Source organism: Nocardia bovistercoris, assembly GCF_015674855.1.
Taxonomy (GTDB): domain Bacteria; phylum Actinomycetota; class Actinomycetes; order Mycobacteriales; family Mycobacteriaceae; genus Nocardia; species Nocardia bovistercoris.
The window spans coordinates 1-26206 of the sequence record NZ_JADMLG010000014.1; the positions used below are offsets into that span (position 1 = coordinate 1).

A 26206-nucleotide genomic window follows, 5' to 3' on the forward strand; every position below is an offset into this window, starting at 1 on the left:
GATGGGGTTGATAGGCCAGAACTGGAAGTCCGGTAACGGGTGTAGGTGACTGGTACTAATAGGCCGAGGGCTTACCAAGACAAAGAATGTGCGTCCACTGTGTGGTATCTGAAACAACACACGATCACCCCTTTCCCCGACCGGGGGGAGTGCGGGTCCGAGGAGTAGATCCGAGGTCCTGTACCGTTCCTGGTGTCGTGGTGGTGGGGTGGTGGTTGGTTTCACAGTGTTACGGCGGCTATAGCGGTAGGGAAACGCCCGGTCCCATTCCGAACCCGGAAGCTAAGCCTGCCAGCGCCGATGGTACTGCACTCGACAGGGTGTGGGAGAGTAGGACACCGCCGGAACATCATTCGAGTGTGGCCCCCGACCTTCTGGTCGGGGGCCACACCCATTTCAAGACCATTTCCGCCGCTCCCAGCGCGATTCGTCGATGCTGGTCGGTTCTCGTTCCCTTCCCTTCGCCCGCTGTTTCCGGGACGAATCGAGCAGTGCGCTCTCCCACGGCAGATCCTTCGCCTACCCACGATTCAGCCGCGTCGCGATGGGTATCGCGGCAGATGTTGTGTTCCGCGCGTCCCGAGTGTGATCGGAGTCCGGACTACCGGCCCGCTCCTTCGGGAGGCGGTGGCAGTGGGAAGGAGGCACAGTGGAGTGATGTCGCCGTGGGAGGAACGGCACCCGTCCACGGTCTCGGACTGGGACGACGCCCGTCGCAGGGCCCGACTGCGGGATACCCGCCGCGGGCCCGATCGCACGGCGTGGCGCCGGACCGGGACGATACTGGTGCGGGCGGCCGCGCTGCTCGTCGTCGTGCTCGTCGTCTTCGTCCAGTACTGGTCGATCGACGTGGCGCCCGAACGCGCTCGGTTGGCCAGAACCGAGCCGTCGGTGCTGCCTGTCGCGACACCGGCGGACGACAGGAACTGGGACACCGTCGTCGTCGACATGGTCGGGCTCGGCGGGCTCAATGCCAGTGACACCGCCGCGTCGTTGCCGTCGCTGCGCCGGATGGGTGTGGTGTGGGCGATCAGGTACGACAATCGCGGTATCGACACCAAGGTGATCGCGGAGTTGATCACCCGCGCGGCCGTGATGTCGGGCATGAAGAACGTGATCCTGGTCGGGCACAGCATGGGCGGGGTGATCGCCCTGGAGGTGGGCAAGCATATTCACACCGACGGTGACCGGCGACTGGTCGCGGTGCTGTTGGACTGCACGCCGATGGATTTGAACGCGGTCAGGACCGAGAGTCGCGGACGCGGCGAGGACATGGTGCGGTGGATGCGCTGGCTGCCGGGAGCGCGGGAGAGTCGCGGGCTGCGGATCGTGGTCGAGTCCTACGCGCGCAGAGAGCAATTCATGGATGTCTCGGAGTGGGGGCTGCCCGGTGTGCGCGGCGATCGGCTCGAGGGGGTGGTCGAGGAGGTCGTGCGGGAGAAGATCCTGTCCGAGGACGTGGCAAGCAACGGGTTGATCGAGGCGCAGTTCCTCGCGATCGTCGCGGGCGGCGCGGTCAACGATCTGCGCGCGCTGTCGGAGCCGGTGCACGGAAAGCCGCGTCCGGCCATCGTTTTCCTGCGTCCGCGCGATCCGTCGGCCGACAATGTCGTTGACGTCGCCTATTCGCACCGGGTGCTGGTCGATCAGGTCGGTGGCGAGGACGGTTCGCTGCTCGTGGCCTTCCCGCGCAATACCGGGCACGCCAATCCGCGGCAGCGACCTGCCGAATACAACCGGGTGATCACCGAGCAGGTATTGCCGTTCGTCCAGCGCTATCAGAACCAAGCGAGGGCGACGGGAACCTCCGCAGCACCGCGCTGAGCGGAAGCTTTCGCGGCTTCGAGCAACCCCACAGTTCGAATCAGCGGAAATCAAACGGTATTACGGACCGGGCGGTTTTGATTCAATCGCGCCTATGTATCGACCACGCTCTTTCCCGGGCGGCCTCCGCGGCCGCGCTATCGCCGCGTTGCTCACCGTGGCCACCGTCGCGAGCCTCGGGCTCGCCGGGTGCGCGAGCAATGACGACCCGGTCGGTACCGGATCCGCCGATGCCCCGCTGCCGACCGAGGTCCCGGCGGGCACCACCCTGACCGTGGCCGACCAGTCCGAACGGCTCCAGCAGGCGCTGCGGCTGTCCGGCGAGCTGGACAAACTGCCGTTCAAGGTCGAATTCGCCAATTTCATCGGCGGACCGGCGATTCTCGAGGCGTTCCGCGCCGAGGCCGCCGACGTGGCACCGGTCGGCGACGTACCGCCCATCCACGCGCTGGCGGCCAAGCAGGACGTGCCGATCATCGCCGCCTACCAGACCGCGCCCGAGGCGATGAAACTCGCGGTGGCGCCGGGGCGTTCGATCACCCGATTGGCGGATCTGAAGGGCAAGAAGATCGCCTACGCCGAGGGCACCGCCCAGCAGGCCGCGGTGCTGCGCGCGCTGGACAAGGCGGGCTTGAAGACCGGCGACGTGGAACTGATCCGCTTGCAGCTCGCGGAGTTCCTCGACGCCGTGCGCACCGGACAGGTCGACGTCGCACCGCTGCTCGAGCCGAACGTCACGCGGTTCCTGCGCACTCAGGGAACCACGCTGATCCCGGATGCCGAGACCACGGGGATCTATCCCGGCCTGGCGTATCTGTACGCGCGGCGCGCGGTGGTGCAGGACCCGGCCAAGGCCGCGGCGACCCGGCTGCTCGTGGCGGCCTACGTGCGCGCGTACCAGTGGGTGAACACGCATCCGCAGGAGTTCGCGCAGCGGTACTACGTGGACAACCAGAAGGTGAGTCCGGAGGACGCCAAGCGGATCGTGGAATCCTTCGGCGTCTTCACCTTCCCGCATCTGGATCAGGCGCTGGTGGATCGTCAGCAGTCCACCATCGATCTGATCGACGCGGCCGGTGAACTGCCCCGCAAGATCAAGGCCACCGACGGATTCGACCTGCGCTTCGACGCGGTCATCACGCAGACGGTGACCGAGATAGGCGCCTCGTTCGAACGGAAGAAGAGCTGATGGCCATTCGCACCGTCGAGGCGGGATTCCTCGGCAGACTGCCCGTGTTGCGCCGCGCGGAGGCTGATCCGGTGCTCGCGCAGCGCAAACCGGGCCGTCGTCGGCTCGGGCCCGGGCGTCCGATCCCGTTCGGCATCGGGATCGGTCCCGTGCTGCTGGTGCTGGCCTGGGTGATCGGGTCGGCCACGGGCAGTATCGACGCCGAGACGTTGCCCGCGCCGTGGACGGTGGCCGAGACCGCAGGCGACCTGATCGCCGACGGTCGCCTGCAATCGAATCTGCTCACCTCGCTGCAGCGGGCCGGGCTCGGGCTCGGCATCGGTGTGCTCGTCGGTCTGGTGCTCGCCCTGGTCGCGGGCCTGAGCCGGATCGGTGAGGCGCTGGTGGACGGGCCGATCCAGATCAAGCGCGCGATTCCGACGCTGGCGCTGATCCCGCTGTTCATCGTGTGGTTCGGCATCGGCGAGGAGATGAAACTCATCGTCATCACCACCAGCGTTGCGATCCCGATCTACATCAACACCCACGCCCAACTGCGCAGCGTGGACGCCCGCTATGTGGAATTGGCGCAGACCGTTGGACTTTCGCGTTGGGAGTTCGTCCGGCGGGTGGCGCTGCCCGGTTCGCTGCCCGGCTTCTTCACCGGCCTGCGGCTTGCGGTGACCATCGCGTGGCTGGCGCTTGTCGTGGTCGAGCAGGTCAACGCCACCAGCGGCATCGGCTATCTCATGACGCAGGCGCGCACCTACGGCCAGATCGATGTGATCGTGGTCGGCCTGGTGATCTACGGCCTGCTCGGACTGTTCGGCGATATCGCCGTTCGGGTGTCGGAGAGGAGGGCGCTGTCGTGGCGACAGACGTTGGGAGGCTGAGCGATTCCGGCAGCGTCGTGCGGCTGCGCAAGCTGAGCCGCGGCTTCGGTGAGCGGGTGGTGTTGCGTGACATCGACATCGATATCGCGCGCGGCGAGTTCGTCGCGCTGCTCGGGCGCAGTGGTTCCGGTAAGAGCACGCTGCTGCGGGCGCTGGCCGAACTCGACCACGACGTACCGGGTTCCGGTGAACTGACGGTGCCCGCCGAACGCGCCGTGGTGTTCCAGGATTCGCGGTTGCTGCCGTGGTCGCGGGTGCTGGAGAACGTGACGCTCGGGCTGCGCGGTTCCGACGCGGACGCCAGGGGGCGCACCGCGTTGGCCGAGGTCGGTCTCGCGGGGCGGGAGCGGGCCTGGCCCAAGGAGTTGTCCGGTGGTGAACAGCAGCGGGTCGCGTTGGCGCGCTCGCTGGTCAGGGAACCGCGACTGCTGCTCGCCGACGAACCCTTCGGCGCACTCGACGCGCTGACGCGGATCAAGATGCATGCCCTGTTGCAGGTGTTGTGCGCCGAACACAAGCCCGCCGTCCTGCTGGTCACCCACGATGTCGACGAGGCCGTGCTGCTCGCCGACCGGGTGCTGGTCCTCGACGAGGGCCGCATCACCCTCGACCGGCGCGTCGACCTGCCGCGCCCGCGCCGCCACGGCGACCCCGAATTCGTCCGGCTGCGCGAAGCGCTGCTGGCCGGGCTCGGCGTCGACACCGTGCCATCGAACTCTCGCGAGGAAGCGAAGACCGCCTCATGACCGAGCTACGTCAGCTCAGCCTCAATGCCTTCATCTACCCCTCCGGACACCACGAGGCCGCCTGGCGGCACCCGTGGAGCAGGCCGGACCGGATCTACGATGTGCGCTACTACCAGGAGATCGGGCGCACCGCGGAAGCCGCGAAACTGGACGCGGTGTTCTTCGCCGACGGTCCGGCGCTGCGCACCGAGGTCAAGCACAACGCCGCCTCCGGACTCGAGCCGATTACGCTGCTGACCGCGATCGCCACCGCCACAACCCATCTCGGGTTGATCGCGACCGCGTCCACCACCTATTACGAGCCGTACAACCTGGCGCGGCTGTTCTCCACGCTCGACCACATCTCGGGCGGACGCGCGGGCTGGAACATCGTCACCACCGGAACCGATCTGGCGGCGGCGAACTTCGGGCTCGACAGCCACCCCGACCACGCCGAACGTTACGCCAGGGCACGGGAATTCGTGGACGCGGTGGTCGCGCTGTGGGACAGCTGGGAGGACGACGCGATCGTGCTCGACCGCGAGTCCGGCGTGTACGCGGACACCGACAAGATCCACCGGATCGATTTCGCCGGTGCGTATTTGAAGGTGCGCGGGCCGTTCAACGCGCCGCGCACGCCGCAGGGGCGGCCGGTGCTCGTGCAGGCGGGCGCCTCCAACGAGGGGCGGGCGTTCGCGGGCAAGTACGCCGAGGCGATCTTCACCGCGCATCAGCGGCTCGAGGACGCGCAGGCGTTCTATGCCGACATCAAAGCCAAGGCGCGGGAATTCGGTCGCACGCCCGACCAGGTCAAGATCCTGCCCGGCATCAGTCCGTTCATCGCCGACACCGAGGCGGGCGCCAAGCGGCTCGAACGCGAGTTCAACGAGCTCACGGTGCCGGAATACGGGCTGAAGCAGCTCGAGGGACTGGCGAACACGAGTCTGCGGCATCTGGATCTCGACGAGCCGATTCCACTCGAATTGTTCAGTGACGCGGGCGATGTCACCGACAACGACCGCAGTCGCCGTCAGGTGGTCGCCGGTATCGTGCAGCGTGAGCGGCCCACCGTGCGCGGACTGCTGCACCGGCTCGCGGGTGCGCGCGGGCATCGGGTGTTCGCGGGGACCCCGGAGCAGGTGGCCGACACCATCGAGGAATGGTTCCGCGACGGCGCCGCCGACGGATTCAATGTCATGCCGCCCTACTATCCCGGCGGGCTCGAGGTGTTCGCCGAGTCGGTGGTGCCGATTCTGCAGCGGCGCGGCATCTTCCGCACCGAATACACCGGGACCACCCTGCGCGACCATTTCGGTCTCACCCGCCCGGAGAGCGGTTTCGCGCAGCAGCCCGCGCTGGCTCGGTGAGTGCCGGAGCGTGCTGTAATGCCATGGTCGGTGACCGGTCTTCCGTGCCGGGATCGGTCACCGACCGTGTGGTGAGCAGCCGATGAGCGGGTCCGCCCGCGTCGATCCCGAACTGTCGGAACCGTTTCCGCTGCGCAGGCTGACGTGGACGGTGTTCGTGCCGATGGCGGTCTACAGCACCGGGTACGGCGCGGCGGCGCCGATGTACGTGCTGCGCGCGCTCGACCTGGGCGTTTCGGCGGCCGCGGCGGGCATCATCGTGGCGCTCACCGGGTTGGGGATGGTGCTCGCGGATCTGCCCGCCGGTTCGATCGTGGCGCGCATCGGGGAACGCGGGGCGGTCGCGGCGGGGTCGCTGGTCGGCGTGGTCGGTGTGGTGGCGGCCGCTTGCGCGCCGAATATCGGGATGTTCGCGGTCGGGATGGTGTTGATCGGGGTGTCCGGGGCTGTGTGGGGGCTGGCGCGGCAGTCGTATCTGGTTGCGGTGGTGCCGCGTGCGCGACGCGGTCGCGCGTTGTCGTTGATGGCGGGGGCCTCGCGGTTCGGTACGTTCTGCGGTCCGTTTCTCGGGGCGGGGCCGGTGCACGCGGTCGGGCCGAACGGTGCGCTGTGGTTGCAGCTCGGTGCGACGGTGGTGTCGGCGGCCGCCATGATGTCGATCGCTACGCCCGACGGGGAGCGTGCCGATGCCTCGGAACGGTCCATGTCGGTGGTGATCGCCGAGAACCGCAGGGTGCTGGGGACTTTGGGGGCGGCGGCGTTGGTGACCGGTGCGGCTCGGGCGGCTCGGGTGACGTTGCTGCCGTTGTGGGCCGCGCATGTCGGGGTCGGTGCGGCTACCACCAGTCTGATCTTCGGCGTGGCCGGTGCGGTGGACGTGGTGATGTCGTATCCGGCGGGGGTGTGGATCGATCGGTATGGCAGGCGGGCGACCGGTGTTCCCGCGATGGTCCTGTTCGCGGTCGGGTACGGGCTGCTGCCGCTGACCTCGACCGCGGTGACGGTCGGTGCGGCGGCGGTGGTGCTCGGTGTCGCCAACGGACTCAGCAACGGGTTGATCATGACCGTTGGGGCCGATGTGGCGCCGGTGGGGAAGCGGGCCGAATTTCTCGGGGCGTGGCGGTTGGCCCACGATCTCGGCTATCTCTTCGGGCCGGTCGCCGTGGGGGTTGTCGGGGCGGTGGCACTCGGAGGCGCGGCGGTTGTGGTGGCGGTGGTGTCGGTTGCGGGGGCGGAGGCGATGCGGCGGTGGTTCCCCGGGGTGCCCGCGGGTGGGGATGTGGTGTCGCGGAAGTTGTGATGGTGGTCGTGTTCGAGTGGACGGGTCAGCGGGCGTGGGTGCCGAGGAGGTGGCGGATGCCGCCTACGAACAGGTTCAGGGCGAAGTCGAATCGGGCTGTGGGGTTGGTGGTTTCGTCCAGGGGGGAGGTGGTCTCGGGGAGGGCGCCCGCGGAGTCCATTTGGATGCGGGACTGTTCGTCCACGGTGTGGCCCAGTACGTAGTAGAGGAGGGTGTAGGCGGTGGATTCGGCTTCCTGGCGCGGCATTCCGGCGCGGAGTACGGCGCTGACCATGCGTTCGCGGCCTTTGCTCGTGGTCAGGCGGGAGGCGTAGGTGGCCGAGACGAGTTCGGCGCCGTCTCGGTAGGCCAGTAGGCAGTCGCGGAGGCGGTGGGCCAGTTCGGTGAGCTGGTCGGGCCAGTCGGCGGTGGTGACCGGGTCGTCCATGGGGGTGAGGATTCGGTCGGCCACGGCGCCGAGGAGGGCCTGTTTGTTGGGGAAGTGCCAGTAGAGGGCGCCGGGTTGGACCTGGAGTGAGGCGGCGAGGCGCCGCATCGTCAGGTCGGCCAGTCCGTATCCGTCGAGTATGGCGATCGCGCCATCGACGACGTCCGCTCTGTGCAACTGCACGAGTCGCCTCCCGGTGTTTGACTCCCTGTCCGGCGCTACCCTAGCCTGAACACCGTTCAAGTTGCACGGCCACCTCGGCCGGACGAAGGGATTCGCACCGTGACGCAGGCATCCGTGACCCCCGCGCGGCCCACCTCGGCCGACGCCGACATTCTCGCCGTCGCCCGTGAGCAGGTGCTCGAGGGCGGCGAAGGGCTGAGCCAGGAGCAGACCCTAGAGGTGCTGCGCCTCGGGGACGACCGGCTCGAGGAACTGCTCGCGCTCGCCCACGAGGTCCGGATGCGGTGGTGCGGTCCCGAGGTCGAGGTCGAGGGCATCATCTCGCTCAAGACGGGCGGTTGCCCGGAGGACTGCCATTTCTGCTCGCAGTCGGGGCTCTTCCAGTCGCCGGTGCGCGCCGCTTGGCTCGACATTCCGAGCCTGGTCGAGGCCGCCAAGCAGACCGCGAAGACCGGCGCGACCGAGTTCTGCATCGTCGCCGCCGTGCGCGGTCCCGACGAGCGGCTGATGGCGCAGGTCGCCGCGGGTGTCGAGGCGATTCGCAACGAGGTCGACATCCAGGTCGCCTGCTCGCTCGGCATGCTCACGCAGGAGCAGGTCGAACAGCTCGCCGCGATGGGTGTGCACCGGTACAACCACAACCTGGAGACCGCCGAGTCGTACTTCCCGAACGTGGTCACCACCCACACCTGGGCCGAACGCTGGGACACCCTGCGCATGGTGCGCGAGGCCGGTATGGAGGTCTGCTGCGGCGGCATCCTCGGGATGGGCGAAACGCTGGAGCAGCGCGCGGAATTCGCCGCGAACCTGGCCGCGCTCGACCCGGACGAGGTGCCGCTGAACTTCCTCAACCCGCGCCCAGGCACCCCCTTCGGCGACCTCGAGGTCCTGCCCGCCGCCGACGCGCTGCGCGCGGTCGCCGCCTTCCGACTCGCGTTGCCGCGCACCATGTTGCGGTTCGCGGGCGGTCGTGAGATCACCCTCGGCGATCTGGGCGCGCGGCAGGGCATCCTCGGCGGCATCAACGCCGTCATCGTCGGCAACTACCTCACCACCCTCGGGCGGCCCGCCGAAGCCGACCTCGATCTGCTCGGCGAGCTGAAGATGCCGATCAAGGCGCTCAACGAAACGCTGTGAGCGAAGACCATGAGTAATGTCATGGATATGGACGCGCGCTACAACCCGTTCACCGGCGAACCGGTGGTGCCGGGACACGACGAGGCGATCCCGGCCGCCGCGGCACTCGGCCTCGAGCCGCCGCGCTACTGCGAGCAGTGCGGGCGTCGCATGGTGGTGCAGGTGAGCCCGGACGGTTGGTGGGCGCGCTGCTCCCGACACGGGCTGCTCGAGTCGGCGAAGCTGGAACGCCGCTAGTGGGGGCCGCCGAGCGGAGCGGACTGCGGCGCGAGGTGGGGGCGGCACTGCTGGTCGTCGCCGGGGTCGTGTGCACCGGCGTCATCGGCGGAGTGCTCTGGGGGGTCATCGCCCCCGCCGAACAATTGCTGGTCACCCAGCCGGGACGCGGTTCCGCGCTCACCGGCGAGAGCGTGCACCAGTTCGACGCGCTGGCCATCTTCGCCTGCCTCGGCGCGGCCATCGGCGTGGTCTCGGCGGCGGGCGCGTGGCGGTTGCGTACCGCGCGTGGTCCGCTGTTGCAGGTCGGCTTGCTCGTCGGATCGCTGCTCGGCGCGTTCGCGATGCGGCTGTTCGGGGAGGCGGTGGCCGAATGGCAGCATCCGCGACCCGACGACCCGCCGGTGGGGCAGATCATCACGATCGCACCGGTGCTCGGCAGCGCGCTCGCCCTGATCGTACAGCCGCTCATCGCCTCGATCGTGGTGCTTTTCCTGGCCGCGTTGAGTCCGCGCGAGGATCTCGGCACCGGTTACACCGGCGCCTTCGGTGCGCGCGGTCCGGTGCCGCGCTACGGACCGAACGCGCCCGATGGCGCCCCGGGCGGTTTGATCCAGTACGGCCCCTACGAAAGCGATCCGCTGCCGCAGAGCCGTTCCGTGCGCTGAGCCGACGGCCGGGTGATTCCGGTCCGGATATCCGGATGGTGTTCTCGGCGCGCCGCCGCGGATCGGGTCGGCTCAGCAGATCGGTTTCTCCGCCGACGACAGGATCCTGACGGGCACGGGCCCCGACGACGCGATGACGCTGTGGGATGTCGCTTACGACCCCGCCGTGCGACTGAACGCCGAGATCGCGTGCGGGTGCTGCGCGCGGCGAAAAGTCCTGACCGGGCCGCGATGACGGTCGACCGACGACCGACGGGTCGGTGGTCGCTCCGATCGGAGTGACTCGCGGATGGTCGTTCGTTGATGCGCGCGTTGCGAGGGAGGTGGGACGACGTGCAGGCGTGGGGTCGGCCGCCCTGGGTTCGCGAGCGGGGCCCGCGCTCGAAATTCGATGGAATGCTCGCGCGTCGCGAGTTACCGTCGAACGAGGAATTGGAGGCGAGGGAGGGCCGGTGACGAAATCCACGAGAGACGTGCCGGTGGCCGAGAACGCCGGTGAGCGTCCGGATCTGGCGGCGTGGCGGTGGCGTCAGGCGCTGCGGCAGAGCAGTGCCGCGCAGCCGGTGCGCAACAAGCGCAAGTACCGTCGCGGTGCGAAGCATCGCAAGCGGGCGCACGAATCCTGAACGCGGACAGCGGAATTACGCTGCGGCCCTGGGCATCGCGGTGCGCGGGGCCGCATTCGGAACGGTTCAGGTCGGTGGGCGCAGCGCCGCGAATTCGTCGGTGACGCGGATGCCGGTGTCGCTGAAGCGGTAGAGGGCGGCGGGGCGTCCGCCCGCGCGGCCCGGCGCGGCGGTCTCGCCGGTGGGGGTGATCACCTTGCGGCGTGAGAGCACCCGTTGCAGGTTGGTGGTGTCCACGTCGTAACCGAGTGCGGCGCAATAGATCGCCCGCAGTGTGGACATGGTGAAGGTGCCGGGGGCGAGTGCGAAGGCGATATTCGTGTAGGACAGTTTCGCGGCCAGTCGGGTGCGCGCGTGGTTCGCGACGACGCCGTGGTCGAAGGACATGGTCGGCAGCGCCGAGACCGGATGCCAGGTGGTGTCGTCGGGCAGTTTCGGGTCGGCGGTGAGGGGAACGAGGCCGAGGTAGGCCGAGGCGATGCGGCGCGGCGCGGGCACGCGGTCGGGCGCGCTGAACACCGCGAGCTGTTCGAGGTGGGCAAGTTCGCGCACGTCCACCTTCTCGGCGAGTTGGCGGCGCGCGGAGTCGTCGAGGTCCTCGGTGTCGCGCAGGCGGCCCCCGGGTAGGGACCAGGTGTCCTTCTGCGGGTCGAGCGCGCGTTCCCACAGCAGTACCGCCAGTTCGGTGCGCGCGCTGGACCGAGGTGCGGGCGAGCCCGTCTCCGCGGGGTCGGCGACGCTGCTACCTGCGCAGATGTCGGTGCGGAAGCGGCGAACCTGGAACACGGCGGTGAGCGTTTCGTGGATGGTGCTACTATGGGCCACGTTTTCGATTGTAAGTCGAAAACCTGGTTGGGTGCGAATCGGCGAGGTTGCCGATCGCACGAGAGAGGAGCCATCATGGCGACGACAGGTGCGAACACAGCGCCCGCGCTGATGGAACACGTGATCGACGGACCGTTCGGATACGGGGGCGTCGAGGCTTCGCCCGAATGGGCGAACGAGGTCGAGCGGCTCGCGCGGCAGCGCGGCGCCACGATCCTGGCGCACAACTATCAGCTGCCCGAGATCCAGGACGTGGCCGACCACGTCGGCGACTCGCTGGCGCTCTCGCGCATCGCGGCCGAGGCGCCCGAGGACACCATCGTGTTCTGCGGCGTGCACTTCATGGCCGAGACGGCGAAGATCCTCAGCCCGGACAAGACCGTCCTGATCCCGGACCAGCGGGCGGGCTGCTCGCTGGCCGATTCCATCAGCGCCGACGAACTGCGCGCGTGGAAGGCCGAATTCCCGAACGCGGTCGTGGTCTCGTACGTGAACACCACCGCCGAGGTGAAGGCGCTCACCGACATCTGCTGTACGTCCTCGAACGCCGTCGACGTGGTCGCTTCCATCGACCCCGACCGCGAGGTGCTGTTCCTGCCCGACCAGTTTCTCGGCGCGCACGTCAAGCGCGTCACCGGCCGGGAGAACATGCACATCTGGGCGGGCGAATGCCACGTGCACGCGGGCATCAACGGCGACGAACTGACCGAACAGGCCCGCGCCCACCCCGACGCCGAACTGTTCGTGCACCCCGAATGCGGTTGCGCGACATCGGCGCTCTACCTCGCGGGCGAGGGCGCGTTCCCGGCCGAGCGGGTGCACATCCTGTCCACCGGCGGCATGATCGACGCCGCGCGCGCCGCCACCTCGACGCAGGTGCTCGTGGCGACCGAGATCGGCATGCTGCACCAGTTGCGCAAGGCCGCGCCCGGCATCGACTTCAAGGCCGTCAACGATCGCGCGTCCTGCAAGTACATGAAGATGATCACCCCGGCCGCCCTGCTGCGCTGCCTCACCGACGGCGCCGACGAGGTGCACGTGGACCGGGAGACCGCCGCGCGCGGTCGCAGTTCCGTGCAGCGCATGATCGAGATCGGCAATCCCGGTGGAGGCGAGTGATACCCGTCGCGCGGTAGGCGAGGCGAGGAGTGTGACGCCGTGACGGTCCCGGTGTCGATCGAATGGGAGACCGCGGCCGATCTGGTGGTGATCGGCGGCGGCGTCGCGGGACTGACCGCGGCGCGCACCGCGTCCCTGCGCGGCGCGCGGGTGCTCGTGCTGAGCAAGGGCGGACCCACCGACACCGCGACCCAGTACGCGCAGGGCGGTATCGCGGTCGTGGCGCCGGGCGGGGATTCCGTCGAATCCCACGTCATGGACACCGTGGCGGCGGGCGCCGGACTGTGCGAGGTCGAGGCGGTGCGCTCGGTGGTGGCGGGCGGTCGGCAGGCCGTGGCCGCGCTGACCGATCTCGGCGCGGTGTTCGACCTCGGGCGCGACGGCCAGATCTCGCGGACCCGCGAGGGCGGGCACAGCACCCGGCGCATCATCCACGCGGGCGGCGACGCCACCGGCGCTGAGGTGCAGCGCGCGCTCAACGCGGCCGGGCTGCCGGTGCTGTTCGGGGCGGCGGCCTGCGAGGTCGTCACCGGACCGGGTGGCGTGCGCGGGGTGATCGCGGTGTCGGAACAGGGGTTCGGCGTCGTGCACACCCCGGCGGTGCTGTTGGCCACCGGCGGTCTCGGACAGCTCTACGCGCTCAGCACCAATCCGCCGGGCGCGACCGCCGACGGCGTCGCGTTGGCGCTGTGGGCGGGCGCCGCGGTCGCCGACCTGGAATTCGTGCAATTCCATCCGACCGTGCTCTACACCCCCGGCGGCACCGGGCGGCGTCCGCTCATCAGCGAGGCGGTGCGCGGCGAGGGCGCGATACTCGTCGACGCCGATGGCCGGTCGGTGACGGCGGGCGTGCATCCGCGCGGCGACCTCGCACCGCGCGACGTGGTGTCGCGGGCCATCGCGGCGCGCATGCGCGAACTCGGGTCCGACCACGTGTATCTCGACGCGCGCGCCCTCGACGGGTTCGCCCGCCGCTTCCCGACCATCACCGCTTCTTGCCTTGCGGCCGGACTCGACCCGCGCGTCGACCTGATCCCGGTCGCCCCGGCCGCGCACTACCAGTGCGGCGGCGTGGTCACCGATCCGCACGGACGCACCGGCGTGCCCGGCCTGTACGCGGCGGGCGAGGTGGCGCGCACCGGACTGCACGGCGCGAACCGGCTCGCTTCCAACAGTCTGCTGGAAGGACTCGTGATCGGGGAGCGGGTCGGCGCTGCGGTCGCCGAACGGGCCGAGGTGGAGGCCGAGGTCACCGAGGTGCGCGTGCGCAGCATGCCGCGCGTCGCCCGCGCGGCTCTGCAACAGGTGATGACCGCGCACGCCGGGGTGGTCAGGGACCGCGACGGACTCGACGAGGCGACGCAGCGGCTGGAACGCGCCGTGCTGCGCAGCATGTCCACCCGGTTCGCGCAGTCCGTCCGCGACCGCGAGACCGCCGTCGTGCCGCTCGCGCCGGAGATCCGCGCCGCCCAGCGCATCGCCGACCTCGAGGACGGCGCGCTCACCCTGACCGCGCGCGTCATGCTGCTCGCCGCGAGCGTGCGCACCGAGAGTCGCGGCTGCCATACCCGTTCCGATCACCCCGAGGCCGATCCCGCACTGCGTCACAGCATCCCGATCCGCCTCGACAGCGACGGACATCCCGACGTGCGGCCCATGGCGGGCGCGCCGGAAGGTCCGCTGCTGGCCACCCGCCTCGCCGCCGATCCCGACGGCCCCCACCTCTCGGTGGCCGTGCCGTGATCGCGGGCGAACCCGTGAGGAGTGCACCATGACACTGGATTCCACCTTGCGTCCCGAAGAGGTCGGCGCGCTGATCCGCACCGCGCTGGAGGAGGACCTGCGCTACGGCCCCGACGTGACCACCATGGCGACGGTGCCCGCCGACGCGGTGGTCAAGGCGTCGGTGGTCACGCGCGCGCCCGGCGTGGTCGCCGGACTCGACATCGGGCTGCTCGTCTTGGACGAGGTGATCGGCGCGGGGAACTACGAGGTCACCGCGCGTGTCGCCGACGGCGCCCGCCTCGAGCCCGGCGACACCGCGCTCGCCGTGCTCGCGCCGACCCGCGACCTGCTGACCGCCGAACGGACCATGCTGAACCTGATCTGCCACCTGTCCGGAATCGCCACCGCGACCGCGGCCTGGGTCGACGCGGTCGACGGCACCCGGTGCCGGATCCGCGACAGCCGCAAGACCCTGCCCGGCCTGCGCGCCCTGCAGAAGTACGCGGTGCGGGTCGGCGGCGGCGTCAACCACCGCATGGGGCTCGGCGACGCCGCGCTCATCAAGGACAACCACGTGGTCGCCGCCGGGTCGGTGGTCGCGGCGCTGCGTGCGGTGCGCGCGCTCGCCCCCGATATCGCCTGCGAGGTCGAGGTCGACAGCCTGGAACAGCTCGACGCCGTCCTCGCCGAAGGAGCCGAACTCGTTCTACTGGACAATTTCCCGCTCTGGCAGACCCAGGCCGCGGTGCAGCGCCGCAACACCGTCGCCCCCGACACCGAACTCGAATCCTCGGGCGGACTGCGCCTCGCCGACGCCGCCGACTACGCCCGAACCGGCGTCGACTACCTCGCGGTCGGCGCGCTCACCCACTCGGTCCGCGTACTCGACCTCGGCCTGGACATGTGACGAAGCGCGGCTGATTCGGTATGGCTGGTGGCTCGAGCCATTGGTGCACAGGGCCGCTGGTGACCAGAGTCGCTTGTGTTTCGGGGCCGCAGGTTGTTGCCGCGGGGCTGGTGATCGGACCCCGGCTGGTGTCGTTCGTGCCGCTGTTGCTCGGCTAGCTGGTGGTGCGTGCGAGTCGCCCGCGCTCGAGTGGGCGGGCCGTTCGTGATTCGGGGCGGCGCGGTGCATCGTGTCACGCACCGTGGTGGGAGCTGAATCCTAAGCGGTCAGTTCGCGTTCCAGTGGGGTGCGGAAGCGGGGGATCGCGCGGACGGCGCCGTACCAGTCGGTGATGCGGGCCGCTTCGGCTTCGACCGCGGCGGTCGCCTCCGCGCCCGCGTCCTCGAGCAGGCGGTAGACCAGTTCACCGTCCTTGCGTTGCGCCCAGCCGCCGATGATGCGACCCTCCCACCACACGCTCGGGCCGATATTGCCGTTGCGGTCGAACAGTTGTGGGGCGTGCGGGCCGAGGTACCAGTCGCGGGACTGCCAGCCCATGGGGGTCGGGTCGAGGGCGGGTAGCAGGGCGGCGCCGGGGGCGGGCGGTTCGACCGGGTCGAGATCGTCGGCGAGGATCAGGCCAGGGGTGCCGTCGAGGTCGACCTGCGCGACTTCGAGTCCCGACAGTGCGGCCCGCACCTGGGCGAGCGTCCATCCGGTCCACCATTTGATGTCGGTGATCGGCGCCGGACCGAATGCGCGCAGCCAGCGGCGCACCAGTTCCGCGCGCGCGTGTTCCGGCGCGAGCTCGGCCACGCCGTCGGGCAGCCAGGATTCGACCGGCGCCCAACTGTATTGGCTGCTGGTCCAGCTGCCGTTCGGTCGTCCGCGCACGATCCGGCCCTGGCAGCCGAGCGTCACCAGCACCCAGGTGGTGATGTTGCCCGGACGCGAATAGCTCTTCTCCGGTGCGGGATTCACCTGTGTGCGCAGGCGCGGCACAGCCTTGCTCAACTGTGCGCCGGTGGCCGCGCCGCGCGCCAGCAGCGCCGCGTGCGTCTGCTCCTCGACCTCGGCCAACCAGCTCGCGACGTCACCGTCGACCACGCCGGCCTGTTCGATGAACCGGCCGTAGGTGCGTCGCTGTTTGACCGCGAGATCGTGGCCGCACGACGCTTGCAACGCGGGCACCAGATCCAGCGGCGCGACGAACATGGTGCGACGCATGGCGAGCATCCGCAGCAGCGAACGCTCCTCGTACAGCGCGTGTTCCACATCGGCGGGGCGTGCGGTGTGCGAACGCGCGGCGACGGACAGGAATACCGTCGCCGGATCGGTGGCGTGCAGGACGACGAGCGAGCGCACCACATCGGCCACCGCGTCGGGTCGCGTTGCGGCGGCCAGCCGGTGCCGGATGGCGAGCCTGGCCCGCCGTTCGGCGGCGTCGATCGAACGCACAGTCGAATACTAGCCGGGCGCGCGGGTCGGGAGCGCGCGGATCTCTACAGGCCGAACTGGCGTGGATCGAGCCCGAGGGTCTGGCACGCCTCGCGCACCGCGGCCACCTCGGCCTGATCGAAATTCCCGTCCGCGTTGCCGATCATGATGCCGATCTGCACGACCGCCTCGGCCTCGGTCGGCTTGTTCGCGACCTTGGCGATCTGCTGCAGCACGTGCGCGCGGCCGAAGGCCGGGTCGGCGGTGATCCTGGCGCAGTTGTCCTCGAAAAGGGTGCGCAGTTCGTCGGCCGGGAAGTTGCCGAGCGCCGGTTCGCTGCCGACCAGTCCGGCGACCCGCATCCGCTCGTTCGGGTCGATCGCGCCGTCGGCGGCCGCCACCAGCGCGCACATCCCCATCGCCGCGTCGCGGAAGGCGCCGCCGCGCAGGTCGTTCTTCTTGGCCAGTAGTTGTTTACGCCACTGCGTCGCCTTGTCGACGACATCCATCAGCCTGCCGAAGGTGTGCGCGTTGGACACCAGCTTGTTCAAGAAGGCCATCGACTTGCTCCCCGGAGAGTGGGTCGCGCGCGTGCGACCCGAACGATATCGGTACGCGGGCAGGCGAAACGTCCGACCGGCGCGCCTCATTATCGACCGGAAACCGCCCGGTGTTAATCCCTCGGGCAATCGGGTTCCGTCGCGGCGCCGCGATCAGGCGGACGCACCGGATCGCCGGGAGGCGCCGATCGCCACCGTGACCGCTCGCACACGCTCGCACCCGACCCGCGTGTTCGCGACGCGCGGCCCGGTCGCGGCGTCGAGACGGTCCGCGCGGCGGTGACCGAGATGTCGGTGTCCGGGAAGGTGACGAAACGGTCACGGGGATGGTGTCGGTCGTGTCACGATGGTGCGAAGACACAGGTCGGTCACCCGTGTCGTGAGGACGCGCCCGCCCTGACCGAAAATCTTCGAGCTGACGCGTGGGTTGGGCTTCGCGCCCGCTACACTCGTCGGCGGGCCGCGTAAGCGGTCAATATGCGGGATGTCACGATTTCGAGAAGGTTCGGAGTAGGCGCCATCGATACCGGTCAGTTGATCGCGGAGCATTACCGCCTGGTCGAGCGGATTGGTAGCGGCGGCACAGGCGTGGTTTGGCGTGCCGTCGATGAACGTCTGCAACGCTCGGTGGCGGTCAAGCAGATCCATATCCAGCCGAGCCTGCCCGAGGCCGAGCGCGACGTCGTGCGCCAGCGCGCGATCCGCGAGGCCCGCAACGCGGCGCGGTTCCAGCACCCGAACGCCATCGTCGTCTTCGACATCACCGAACACGACGGCGACCCGTGTCTGGTGATGGAGTTCATGAAGTCCAAGAGCCTGGCCGCGGTGCTCTCGGCCCAGGGCACCCTGCCGCTCACCCAGGTCTCGCGCATCGGCGAACAGGTCGCCTCCGCGCTGATCGCCGCGCACCAGGCGGGCATCGTGCACCGCGACGTCAAACCGGGCAACGTGCTGCTCGACGACAACGGCACCGTCAAGATCACCGACTTCGGCATCTCCCGCGCCACCGGCGACGTGACCCTCACCGAGACCGGCCTGATCTGCGGCACCGCCGCCTACCTCGCGCCCGAGGTAGCGCGCGGCGCCGATCCGACGCCCGCCGCCGACGTGTTCGCCCTCGGCGCCACCCTGTTCCACGCGCTGGAGGGCGAACCGCCCTACGGCGCCAGCCCCAACCCGCTCGCGGTGCTCTACGCGGCGGCCAACGGGCAGGTCAGCGAACCGCGCAACGCGGGCGCGGCCACCGACTTCCTGCTGCGGCTGCTGAGTCCGAACCCCGAGGAACGCCCGACCATGCGCGAGTCGCGCGAGCACCTCTCGGCGCTCGCCGATTCGGGCGCCGCGCCGGTGCCAGCGGGTTTCGTGCCCGCCAGCGAGGCGTACGCGCGGCGTCAGGTCGGTGCGTCCGCGGGACCGGCCGCGCCGCCCGACGCAGCCACTCGCGCGCTGCGTTCGCCCGCCCCGCACGCGAACGGCCAGCGCAACGGCCGCCCGCCCGCGCCGCCGAACCGCAACGGTCACGCGGATTCGATGTCCGCGCACCCGAATACCGCCGCGCACCCGCGCACCCAGGCCCAGCCGCGCCCCAAGCCCGCAGCCTCGGGCAAGTCCTCGGGGAAGCGCAGCGCCGTGCTCATCGGCGGCGTGGTCGGCACAGCCGTGGTCTTGGTGGCGCTGCTGATCGGCGCGCTGAGCCAGTCGGATCCGGAACCGCCCGCGCCGCAGGCGACTCCGCCCTCGGCGACAACGACCACCGGCGCGCCGACCACAACGCAGGCCGCGCAGTTGGGCAAGACGCCGAGCAGCGGTTCGGTCGAATGGGGTCCGGCGGGCGAGCTGATCGTCGACTTCTACAGCAGCCCGAGCGGTTCATGGTCGCTGCTGACCCCGGCGGCGCAGCAGGTCTACGGCGGCGAGCAGGCGTTCCGCCAGTACTGGGGTTCGCGCACCATCGACACCTTCGCCGGGATCAACGGCACCAACCGCGGCGCCTTCCCCGACGGCTCGGTGGATATGCGCTTGTCGCAGCTCACCGTTGACGGCTCGACCACTTCGCTGGTGCTGCACGTGGTGAACAGCGGCGGTCGGCTGCTGATCGACAGCGACACCCGCCCGAACGCCACCTGAGAACTGCCACACGGGGATCGACACCGGACCGACGGCGAGGTAGCCGGTGTCGACCGTGCGGCGCGGCGTGCTCAGGCCATCGCGAAACGTAGCAGCGCCTGCTTGTCGCCCTGCTTGATCTTGCCCTTGCGGTTGAGCACCTCGAGCTGCCAGGCGTTGCCGTTGCGAAAGGCCCGCGCGACCGCGTTGGCGTTCTCGTTGCCGAGCAACGACGGCCAGATGTCGGCGACCTGCTGGGACGAGCCGCCGGTGGCGTCGTAGACCTTGAACGAGATGTTGTTGGCCTTGTCGAAGGAACTGCCCTTCTTGAACGCGGCGGCGACGAAGATGATCGCGTCGATGCCGCCTGGCACGTCGGCGAAGGTGACCGTGACGGTCTCGTCGTCGCCGGAGGCCGCGCCGGTCTGCTCGTCGCCGGAGTGCAGCACCGAGCTGTTGCCGAGCGGATCGAGTGAGTCGAGGCCCGCGAAGCGCACCGGTTCGGCGCCCTGCATGAGGATGGCGATCAGATCCAGGTCGACCCCCTTCTTCTTGCGCGCCCACCCGAGCGCTCCGCCACTGGTGCCAGCCGACGGATCCCAGCTCACCCCGACACTCATCTTGCTGATGCCCGCGAGATCCGCGGCGCCGTCTTCTCTTTTGAGCGTGATCATGGCAACAGACTACCGGCGCCGCCGAATTGCCGTGGGGGACAGTATTTTCCCAGTTCAGAGGCATGATTCGCGGAATTTCTGCGCCGCGAGGACGCGGTGCGCGCATCGGTTTCGACGGCGTCGGATCGGGCCGAGCGGGCCGGGCGGGCGGCGGGCGGACGCGGCGCGGGAAATCCGGTGGCGGCGACCGTTTAGGCTGGATGTCGCGCGACCGGCACGATTACCGGCTCCGCGCGCCATCGAAGAAGGGGAGTCCGTGAGCACCACGTCCGTCGCACTGCTCGACTACGGTTCCGGCAACCTGCATTCGGCCGAACGCGCGCTGGTCCGCGCGGGCGCCGCGGTCGAGGTCACGGCGGATCCCCGCGTCGCGCTGGCCGCCGACGGACTCGTCGTGCCCGGCGTCGGCGCCTTCGAGGCGTGCATGGCCGGGCTGCGCGCGGTGCGCGGCGAACGCATCATCGGCCAGCGGCTGGCGGGCGGGCGGCCGGTGCTCGGCATCTGCGTCGGCATGCAGATCCTGTTCGAACGCGGCGTCGAGTTCGGCGTTGAGACCGACGGCTGCGCCGAATGGCCGGGCACCGTGGAGCGGCTTTCCGCGCCGGTGCTGCCGCACATGGGCTGGAACACCGTCTCCGCCCCCACCGACAGCACCCTGTTCGCGGGCATGGACCGCGACACTCGCTTCTACTTCGTGCACTCCTACGCCGCGCAGACCTGGGATCTGCCTCCCGGCGAACACTTCGCGAACCCCCGGCTCACCTGGGCCGAACACGGCGTGCCGTTCCTGGCCGCGGTGGAGAACGGCGCGCTGTCGGCCACCCAGTTCCACCCGGAGAAATCCGGCGACGCGGGCGCGCACCTGCTGCGCAACTGGATCGCCTCGCTGTGATCGCGCGGCGGGTATCGGCGCAGGCCCGAGGCGGGATCGCGGGAGCCCAACCACTAGGATTCCGTGCGTGAGTCTTGTGCTGCTGCCCGCCGTCGATGTCGCCAATGGTGAGGCCGTGCGCCTCGTACAGGGAGAGGCGGGCAGCGAAACCAGTTACGGTTCGCCCCGTGAGGCGGCGTTGACCTGGCAGCGGGCCGGGGCCGAATGGGTGCATCTGGTCGATCTGGACGCCGCTTTCGGGCGCGGGTCGAACCGGGAGCTGCTGGCCGAGGTGGTCGGCGAACTCGATGTCGCGGTCGAACTGTCCGGCGGCATCCGCGACGACGAATCCCTGCGCGCCGCGCTGGCCACCGGCTGCGCGCGCGTCAACCTCGGCACCGCGGCGCTGGAGGATCCGGTGTGGTGCGCCAAGGCCATCGCCGAACACGGCGACCGCATCGCCGTCGGGCTCGACGTGCGACTCGTCGACGGTGAATACCGGCTGCGCGGACGCGGCTGGGTCAGCGACGGCGGCGACCTGTGGGAGGTGCTCGAGCGCCTGGAACGCGACGGCTGCGCCCGCTACGTGGTGACCGACGTGACCAAGGACGGCACCCTGCAGGGCCCGAATCTGGAACTGCTGCGCGAGGTCTGCGCCGCCACCGACGCGCCGGTGATCGCCTCCGGCGGGGTTTCCACCGTGGACGACCTGATCGCCATCGCCGGACTGGTCGACGAGGGCGTCGAGGGCTCGATCGTCGGCAAGGCGCTCTACGCGGGCAGGTTCACCCTGCCCGAGGCGCTGGCCGCGGTCCGCTGACCGGCCCGTGCGTCGGACCCCCGAGCGTTGCTCGCCGTGGTGAGTTCGGCGCCGCCACCGGGTTCGCGCTCGGGCGGTGATGAATCTGTCGGGCGCGGACCGGCATTCAGGTTCTGGGTCGGGGCACTCCACCGCACCGGACGGGCACTGGGAATTGTTGGACATGATCTGCATGGTCGGCATGGCGTGAACCGCGCTTGCGGCCGAAAAACGAAGGGGTGAGTTGCCGATGACACTGGCGGTGCGCGTGATTCCGTGCCTCGACGTGGACGCGGGTCGGGTGGTCAAGGGCGTCAATTTCGAGAACCTGCGCGACGCGGGCGATCCCGTCGAACTGGCCGCGCTCTACGACGCCCAGGGCGCCGACGAACTGACCTTCCTCGACGTCACGGCCTCCACCGGCGACCGGGGCACCATGATCGACGTGGTCACCAGGACCGCCGAGCAGATCTTCATCCCGCTCACCGTCGGCGGCGGGGTGCGCACCGTCGAGGACGTCGACCGGTTGCTGCGCGCGGGCGCGGACAAGGTTTCGGTGAACACGGCGGCCATCGCGCGCCCCGAGGTGCTGCGCGAGATGAGCGTGCGGTTCGGTTCGCAGTGCATCGTGCTCTCGGTGGACGCGCGCACCGTGCCGGACGGGCAGCCCGACACCGACTCGGGCTGGGAGGTCACCACGCACGGCGGCAAGCGCGGCACCGGCATCGACGCCGTCGAATGGGCGGTGCGCGGCGCTGAACTCGGCGTCGGGGAGATCCTGTTGAACTCCATGGACGCCGACGGCACCAAGACCGGCTTCGACCTGCCGATGATCCGCGCGGTGCGCGCCGCGGTCACGGTGCCGGTGATCGCCAGCGGCGGCGCGGGTGCGCTCGACCACTTCGCGCCCGCCGTGCACGCGGGCGCCGACGCGGTGCTCGCGGCCAGCGTCTTCCACTTCGGCGACCTGACCATCGGCGAGGTCAAGGAGTCGCTGCGGTCGGAGAAGGTCGTGGTCCGATGAGCCTCGATCCCGCCATCGCCGCGCGCCTCAAGCGCAACGAGGCCGGTCTGGTGGCCGCGGTCGCGCAGGAGCGCGGCACCGGTGACGTGCTGATGGTCGCGTGGATGGACGACGAGGCGTTGGCCCGCACCCTCACGACCCGCAAGGCCACCTATTTCTCGCGTTCGCGCGGGGAGTACTGGGTCAAGGGCGAGACCTCGGGGCATACCCAGTACGTGCACGAGGTGCGGCTCGACTGCGACGGCGACACGGTGTTGCTCGTGGTGGATCAGCGCGGCGCGGCGTGTCACACGGGAACCCACACCTGTTTCGACACCGACCTGCTGCTCGGCGAACCTGCCTGATCCGGCGGTCAGGTCTGCGGCGGGTCGGTGGCGCCGTCCCGGGTGAGGGTATCGGTCAGTCGGGTGGCGAGGATCTCGGTCAGATCGGCCAGGCTGACCTTCTGATCGGCGTCGAGGCCGTCGAAGATGAATCGGCGCATCGCGTCCAGGTATCCGGGGGCGGCTTCGACGACCTTGAGATATCCGTCGTCGGTGAGCACCGCTTGGACGCCGCGTTTGCCCTGCGTGGTGACCCGCTGCGCGAGTCCGAGGCGTTCGAGTTTGGACACCACGTGCGACAGCCGCGATAGCGAAGCATTTGCTTTGTGGGCGAGGTCACTCATCTGTAATCGATGGCCCGGCTCCTCCGAGAGCAGGGTCAACACCCAGTACTCGAAATGGGTGACACCGGATTCCCGCTGCAACCTGGTATCCAACGCACTCGGCAGGCGCGTCATCAGTGCCACTATCGAGCGCCACGCCCGGTGTTCGACGGGATCGAGCCACTTCGTCACTACATGCCTTCTTTCGAGCCGAGTGACGGGGGTTTCATTCACGGTCACCCGCGAAGTCGAGTTTGCCACGACTTCGCTCGACCGTCATGGAGTTGCCGTATCTCGTGAGTTCATTCACAAGCGTGTTAACGACCGCCGAATGTGCTGGTAGCGGCCCATCCGCCGGCCGCGCCGAGGTGGCCGCTCGGCCCACCGCGCGGCGGGCGAGACCGCCGACGCCCCCGCGAGCGAAGGCTGGGATGATGGGTCCCATGTCTGGCGCGTCGACCCACAGCACAACGACCCGCGAACAATTCCACGCACTGGCTCGCGAGCACCGGGTGGTCCCGGTGACGCGCAAGGTGCTGGCGGATTCGGAGACCCCGCTCTCGGCGTATCGCAAACTCGGCGCCGACCGGGCGGGCACCTTCCTGTTCGAATCCGCCGAGAACGGCCGCTCCTGGTCGCGATGGTCGTTCATCGGCGCGGGCAGCCCATCGGCCCTGACCGTCGTCGACGGCGCCGCCACCTGGCTTGGCGCCATCCCCGCCGACGCGCCGTCGGGCGGCGACCCGCTGGTCGCGCTACGCGAAACCCTGGAACTGCTGCGCACCGAACGCCTGCCGGGACTGCCGCCGCTCACCGGCGGCATGGTCGGCTACCTCGGCTACGACGCGGTGCGCCGCATCGAGCGCCTGCCCGAACTGGCCGCCGACGACCTGCGCCTGCCCGAGATGGTGCTGCTGCTGGCCACCGACCTCGCCGCCTTCGACCACCACGAAGGCGCGATCACACTGATCGCCAACGCGGTCAACTGGAACGGCACCGACGAACGCGTCGACGAGGCATACGACGACGCCGTCGCCCGGCTCGACCGCATGACCGAGGCGCTGGCCGCGCCCGCGCCGTCCACGGTGTCGGTCTTCGACCGGCCCGAACCCGACTACCGGCGCGGGCGGACCACCGAGGAGTTCGGCGCGGGCGTGCGGCGGCTCATCAAGGAGATCGAAGCGGGCGAGGCGTTCCAGGTCGTGCTGTCGCAGCGCTTCGAAATGGACTACGACGGGTCGCCGGTCGACCTGTACCGGATGCTGCGCGCGTCGAACCCCAGCCCGTACATGTACCTCATGCACATCCCCGACGGCGCGGGCGACACCGCCTTCTCCATCGTCGGTTCCAGCCCGGAATCCCTGGTCACCGTGAAGGACGGGATCGCGACCACCCATCCCATCGCGGGCACGAGGTGGCGCGGCGCCACCGAGGAGGACGACCTGCTGCTGGAGAAGGGCCTGCTGGCCGACGAGAAGGAGAACGCCGAACATCTGATGCTGGTCGACCTCGGCCGCAACGATCTCGGCCGGGTGTGCGAACCGGGCACCGTGCGGGTCACCGAATACCGCCACATCGAGCGCTACAGCCACGTCATGCACCTGGTGTCCACGGTGTCGGGCAGGCTGGCCGCCGGGCGCATCGCCCTCGACGCCGTGCGCGCCTGCTTCCCGGCGGGCACCCTGTCCGGCGCGCCCAAGGTCCGCGCCATGGAACTGATCGAGGAACTGGAACCGACCCGCCGCGGCGTCTACGGCGGCGTCGTCGGCTACCTCGACTTCGCGGGCGACGCCGACACCGCCATCGCCATCCGCACCGCCCTGCTCAAGGACGGCATCGCCTACGTCCAGGCGGGCGCGGGCGTGGTCGCCGACTCCGATCCCGACTACGAGGACGTGGAATCCAGGAACAAGGCGATGGCGGTCCTCAAGGCCGTCGCCGCCGCGCGCACGGTCCGGGCCTACGGCGCGGGCGCCACGGGAGACCAGGGGCGCGTGGTCGCCGGGACCGGACAGCGCGGCGCCGTGCGTGACGGGCGCGGTGACACCGTCGACAACGTGCTCGGGGACGGGCACGGGAGCGTTGTCGATGACGGGCGTGGGAGCGCGGACGGCGCGCGATGACCGCGTCCGAGCCCGAGCGGACCCCTGTGCCCGAGCCGACATCCGCGTCCGAACGCGAGTTCGCGCCCGCGAGCGAGTCCGACACCGCATCGGCGGCCGAACCACGCAACCGCCGGTATCCGGTGGGCGCGATCGTGCTGCTCGGCCTGGCCGCCGCGGCCATGTGGGGCGCGTCGCGGCTGACCTGGGTGACGGTCACCTCCACCGACGGCCTCACCCAGCCGAGGACCGACGAACTCGCGGGCGGCGTCTGGTTCGGCGCGCTCACCCCGCTGGCCCTGGTGCTCGTGGCGGCGGTCGCGGCGGTGCTGGCGACCCGAGGTTGGCTGCGGCGGCTGATCGGCGTTCTCATCGGATTGGTCGCCGCCGTCACCGCCGTGCCCGCTTTCGCGCTGGTGACCGGCTCCGGAGCCACCGAGGAACGTGCCGCAACGCTGGCGGAGCTGCCGGGACGCGCCACCGTCACCGAGGTCGTCGCCGCGCCCTTCCCCGCGTGGTTGACCTTGTTCGCGGCGGCGGCGGTCTTCGTCGCGGCCGTCGCGCTGGCCCGCATGCCCGAGCAGACCGCCCGGCTGTCCGGGAAATACGAGAATCCGGCCTTCCGCCGCGCGGCCGCCACCGAACAGGTGAGCCGCCGCAAGAGCGACGCCGAGACCGGCGACGGTCTGAGCGAGCGTGTGCTCTGGGACGCACTCGACGCGGGCGCCGACCCGACCGAGGACACCGCGCCCGCCGCGCCCGACGAGCGGGCCTCCGAAACCTCGCGCCGCGGCCGAAATGCGTCGTGACGCGGTGGCTCGCCAGCTGTTTCGGGCTGCGACGCCGCGCCGCGCCGCGAACGTATCGTGTGCGATCGACACACGAATGTCGCGTCAGC

At 69.9% G+C, this 26206-nt stretch carries 26 protein-coding genes, 1 rRNA gene and 1 pseudogene; 21 read left to right on the forward strand and 7 right to left on the reverse strand.

Annotation, left to right across the window (positions count from 1 at the left end; genetic code table 11):
• Nucleotides 1-230 precede the first annotated feature (230 nt).
• The 7 genes from rrf to IT779_RS28145 all read left to right on the forward strand — a co-directional run bounded on the left by rrf (nt 231) and on the right by IT779_RS28145 (nt 7277).
• Nucleotides 231-347: ribosomal RNA gene (gene rrf / locus IT779_RS28115) — 5S ribosomal RNA — on the forward strand.
• A 310-nt stretch (nt 348-657) separates the two neighbouring features.
• A complete protein-coding gene (locus IT779_RS28120; protein WP_196152466.1) occupies nt 658-1824 on the forward strand; it encodes an alpha/beta fold hydrolase in 1167 nt (388 codons plus the stop codon).
• A gap of 94 nt (nt 1825-1918) precedes the next feature.
• Entirely contained in the window at nt 1919-3013 is a 1095-nt protein-coding gene (locus IT779_RS28125; RefSeq protein WP_196152467.1) for an ABC transporter substrate-binding protein, read from the forward strand.
• A complete protein-coding gene (locus IT779_RS28130) occupies nt 3013-3885 on the forward strand; it encodes an ABC transporter permease (RefSeq protein ID WP_196152468.1) in 873 nt (290 codons plus the stop codon). Before IT779_RS28125 ends, IT779_RS28130 begins: the two co-directional genes overlap by 1 nt.
• Nucleotides 3861-4631 carry an ABC transporter ATP-binding protein gene (locus tag IT779_RS28135; RefSeq protein WP_196152469.1) on the forward strand — a complete coding sequence of 257 codons (771 nt, stop codon included), beginning with the start codon at nt 3861-3863 and terminating at the stop codon, nt 4629-4631. The genes IT779_RS28130 and IT779_RS28135 overlap by 25 nt, the downstream gene beginning before the upstream one ends.
• A complete protein-coding gene (locus IT779_RS28140; protein WP_196152470.1) occupies nt 4628-5977 on the forward strand; it encodes an LLM class flavin-dependent oxidoreductase in 1350 nt (449 codons plus the stop codon). The genes IT779_RS28135 and IT779_RS28140 overlap by 4 nt, the downstream gene beginning before the upstream one ends.
• Nucleotides 5978-6059: 82 nt before the next feature.
• The gene (locus IT779_RS28145) at nt 6060-7277 is read left to right on the forward strand and encodes an MFS transporter (RefSeq protein ID WP_196152471.1); all 1218 of its coding nucleotides are present in this window, start codon (nt 6060-6062) and stop codon (nt 7275-7277) included.
• 25 nt (nt 7278-7302) lie between these two features.
• On the opposite strand, the gene IT779_RS28150 is transcribed toward IT779_RS28145, so the two are convergent.
• Nucleotides 7303-7887 carry a TetR/AcrR family transcriptional regulator C-terminal domain-containing protein gene (locus tag IT779_RS28150; protein ID WP_196152472.1) on the reverse strand — a complete coding sequence of 195 codons (585 nt, stop codon included), beginning with the start codon at nt 7885-7887 and terminating at the stop codon, nt 7303-7305.
• Between the two features lie 99 nt (nt 7888-7986).
• Between IT779_RS28150 and bioB the strand changes: the two genes are divergently transcribed.
• The 4 genes from bioB (at nt 7987) to IT779_RS28170 (ending at nt 10534) form a co-directional block, all read left to right on the forward strand.
• A complete protein-coding gene (gene bioB / locus IT779_RS28155) occupies nt 7987-9024 on the forward strand; it encodes a biotin synthase BioB (protein ID WP_408637805.1) in 1038 nt (345 codons plus the stop codon).
• Nucleotides 9025-9033: 9 nt separating this feature from the next.
• Entirely contained in the window at nt 9034-9261 is a 228-nt protein-coding gene (bsaP, locus tag IT779_RS28160) for a biotin synthase auxiliary protein BsaP (protein WP_232542192.1), read from the forward strand.
• Complete coding sequence (locus IT779_RS28165; RefSeq protein WP_196152473.1) at nt 9261-9908, forward strand: DUF2567 domain-containing protein; 648 nt, start codon at nt 9261-9263, stop codon at nt 9906-9908. Before bsaP ends, IT779_RS28165 begins: the two co-directional genes overlap by 1 nt.
• Before the next feature lie 452 nt (nt 9909-10360).
• Nucleotides 10361-10534 carry a hypothetical protein gene (locus IT779_RS28170; RefSeq protein WP_196152647.1) on the forward strand — a complete coding sequence of 58 codons (174 nt, stop codon included), beginning with the start codon at nt 10361-10363 and terminating at the stop codon, nt 10532-10534.
• A 66-nt stretch (nt 10535-10600) separates the two neighbouring features.
• On the opposite strand, the gene IT779_RS28175 is transcribed toward IT779_RS28170, so the two are convergent.
• On the reverse strand, nt 10601-11359 hold the full coding sequence (locus tag IT779_RS28175) for an NUDIX hydrolase (protein ID WP_196152474.1): 759 nt from the start codon (nt 11357-11359) through the stop codon (nt 10601-10603).
• Between the two features lie 75 nt (nt 11360-11434).
• Between IT779_RS28175 and nadA the strand changes: the two genes are divergently transcribed.
• The 3 genes from nadA to nadC are packed head-to-tail and all read left to right on the forward strand — an operon-like array spanning nt 11435 to nt 15110.
• A complete protein-coding gene (gene nadA / locus IT779_RS28180) occupies nt 11435-12478 on the forward strand; it encodes a quinolinate synthase NadA (protein WP_196152475.1) in 1044 nt (347 codons plus the stop codon).
• A gap of 39 nt (nt 12479-12517) precedes the next feature.
• Nucleotides 12518-14221 (forward strand): L-aspartate oxidase, encoded by a 1704-nt coding sequence (locus tag IT779_RS28185; RefSeq protein WP_196152476.1) that lies wholly within the window; start codon nt 12518-12520, stop codon nt 14219-14221.
• Nucleotides 14222-14249: 28 nt separating this feature from the next.
• On the forward strand, nt 14250-15110 hold the full coding sequence (gene nadC / locus IT779_RS28190; RefSeq protein WP_196152477.1) for a carboxylating nicotinate-nucleotide diphosphorylase: 861 nt from the start codon (nt 14250-14252) through the stop codon (nt 15108-15110).
• Between the two features lie 258 nt (nt 15111-15368).
• Here nadC and IT779_RS28195 read toward each other — a convergent pair whose 3' ends face one another.
• The 3 genes from IT779_RS28195 to IT779_RS38135 form a co-directional block, all read right to left on the reverse strand.
• Nucleotides 15369-16547, reverse strand: coding sequence for a winged helix DNA-binding domain-containing protein (locus IT779_RS28195; protein ID WP_196152478.1), 1179 nt, complete (start codon nt 16545-16547; stop codon nt 15369-15371).
• Between the two features lie 44 nt (nt 16548-16591).
• On the reverse strand, nt 16592-17086 hold the full coding sequence (locus IT779_RS28200) for a tellurite resistance TerB family protein (protein ID WP_198429027.1): 495 nt from the start codon (nt 17084-17086) through the stop codon (nt 16592-16594).
• Between the two features lie 318 nt (nt 17087-17404).
• Nucleotides 17405-17734 carry a hypothetical protein gene (locus IT779_RS38135; protein WP_232542218.1) on the reverse strand — a complete coding sequence of 110 codons (330 nt, stop codon included), beginning with the start codon at nt 17732-17734 and terminating at the stop codon, nt 17405-17407.
• Between IT779_RS38135 and IT779_RS28205 the strand changes: the two genes are divergently transcribed.
• Nucleotides 17675-19213 carry a serine/threonine-protein kinase gene (locus tag IT779_RS28205; RefSeq protein ID WP_332839009.1) on the forward strand — a complete coding sequence of 513 codons (1539 nt, stop codon included), beginning with the start codon at nt 17675-17677 and terminating at the stop codon, nt 19211-19213. The genes IT779_RS38135 and IT779_RS28205 overlap by 60 nt on opposite strands.
• Nucleotides 19214-19284: 71 nt before the next feature.
• Here the strand turns inward: IT779_RS28205 and IT779_RS28210 are convergent, their stop codons facing one another.
• The gene (locus IT779_RS28210; RefSeq protein ID WP_196152480.1) at nt 19285-19866 is read right to left on the reverse strand and encodes a TerD family protein; all 582 of its coding nucleotides are present in this window, start codon (nt 19864-19866) and stop codon (nt 19285-19287) included.
• Between the two features lie 256 nt (nt 19867-20122).
• On the opposite strand from IT779_RS28210, the gene hisH reads away from it, so the two are divergent.
• The 4 genes from hisH to hisI all read left to right on the forward strand — a co-directional run bounded on the left by hisH (nt 20123) and on the right by hisI (nt 22904).
• Nucleotides 20123-20758: an imidazole glycerol phosphate synthase subunit HisH gene (gene hisH / locus IT779_RS28215; protein WP_196152481.1), complete on the forward strand. Its 636-nt coding sequence runs from the start codon at nt 20123-20125 to the stop codon at nt 20756-20758.
• Nucleotides 20759-20825: 67 nt separating this feature from the next.
• Complete coding sequence (gene priA, locus IT779_RS28220; RefSeq protein WP_196152482.1) at nt 20826-21557, forward strand: bifunctional 1-(5-phosphoribosyl)-5-((5-phosphoribosylamino)methylideneamino)imidazole-4-carboxamide isomerase/phosphoribosylanthranilate isomerase PriA; 732 nt, start codon at nt 20826-20828, stop codon at nt 21555-21557.
• Between the two features lie 229 nt (nt 21558-21786).
• A complete protein-coding gene (gene hisF / locus IT779_RS28225) occupies nt 21787-22560 on the forward strand; it encodes an imidazole glycerol phosphate synthase subunit HisF (RefSeq protein WP_196152483.1) in 774 nt (257 codons plus the stop codon).
• Entirely contained in the window at nt 22557-22904 is a 348-nt protein-coding gene (gene hisI, locus IT779_RS28230) for a phosphoribosyl-AMP cyclohydrolase (protein WP_196152484.1), read from the forward strand. Before hisF ends, hisI begins: the two co-directional genes overlap by 4 nt.
• An 8-nt stretch (nt 22905-22912) precedes the next feature.
• Here hisI and IT779_RS28235 read toward each other — a convergent pair whose 3' ends face one another.
• On the reverse strand, nt 22913-23341 hold the full coding sequence (locus IT779_RS28235; RefSeq protein ID WP_196152626.1) for a MarR family winged helix-turn-helix transcriptional regulator: 429 nt from the start codon (nt 23339-23341) through the stop codon (nt 22913-22915).
• Between the two features lie 308 nt (nt 23342-23649).
• Between IT779_RS28235 and IT779_RS28240 the strand changes: the two are divergent.
• Together IT779_RS28240 and IT779_RS28245 are read left to right on the forward strand one after the other, a co-directional pair.
• Nucleotides 23650-25179: pseudogene (locus IT779_RS28240) on the forward strand (anthranilate synthase component I); the annotation flags it as partial.
• A 146-nt stretch (nt 25180-25325) separates the two neighbouring features.
• A complete protein-coding gene (locus IT779_RS28245; protein ID WP_196152485.1) occupies nt 25326-26117 on the forward strand; it encodes a TIGR02234 family membrane protein in 792 nt (263 codons plus the stop codon).
• The last annotated feature ends 89 nt before the right edge of the window (nt 26118-26206 follow it).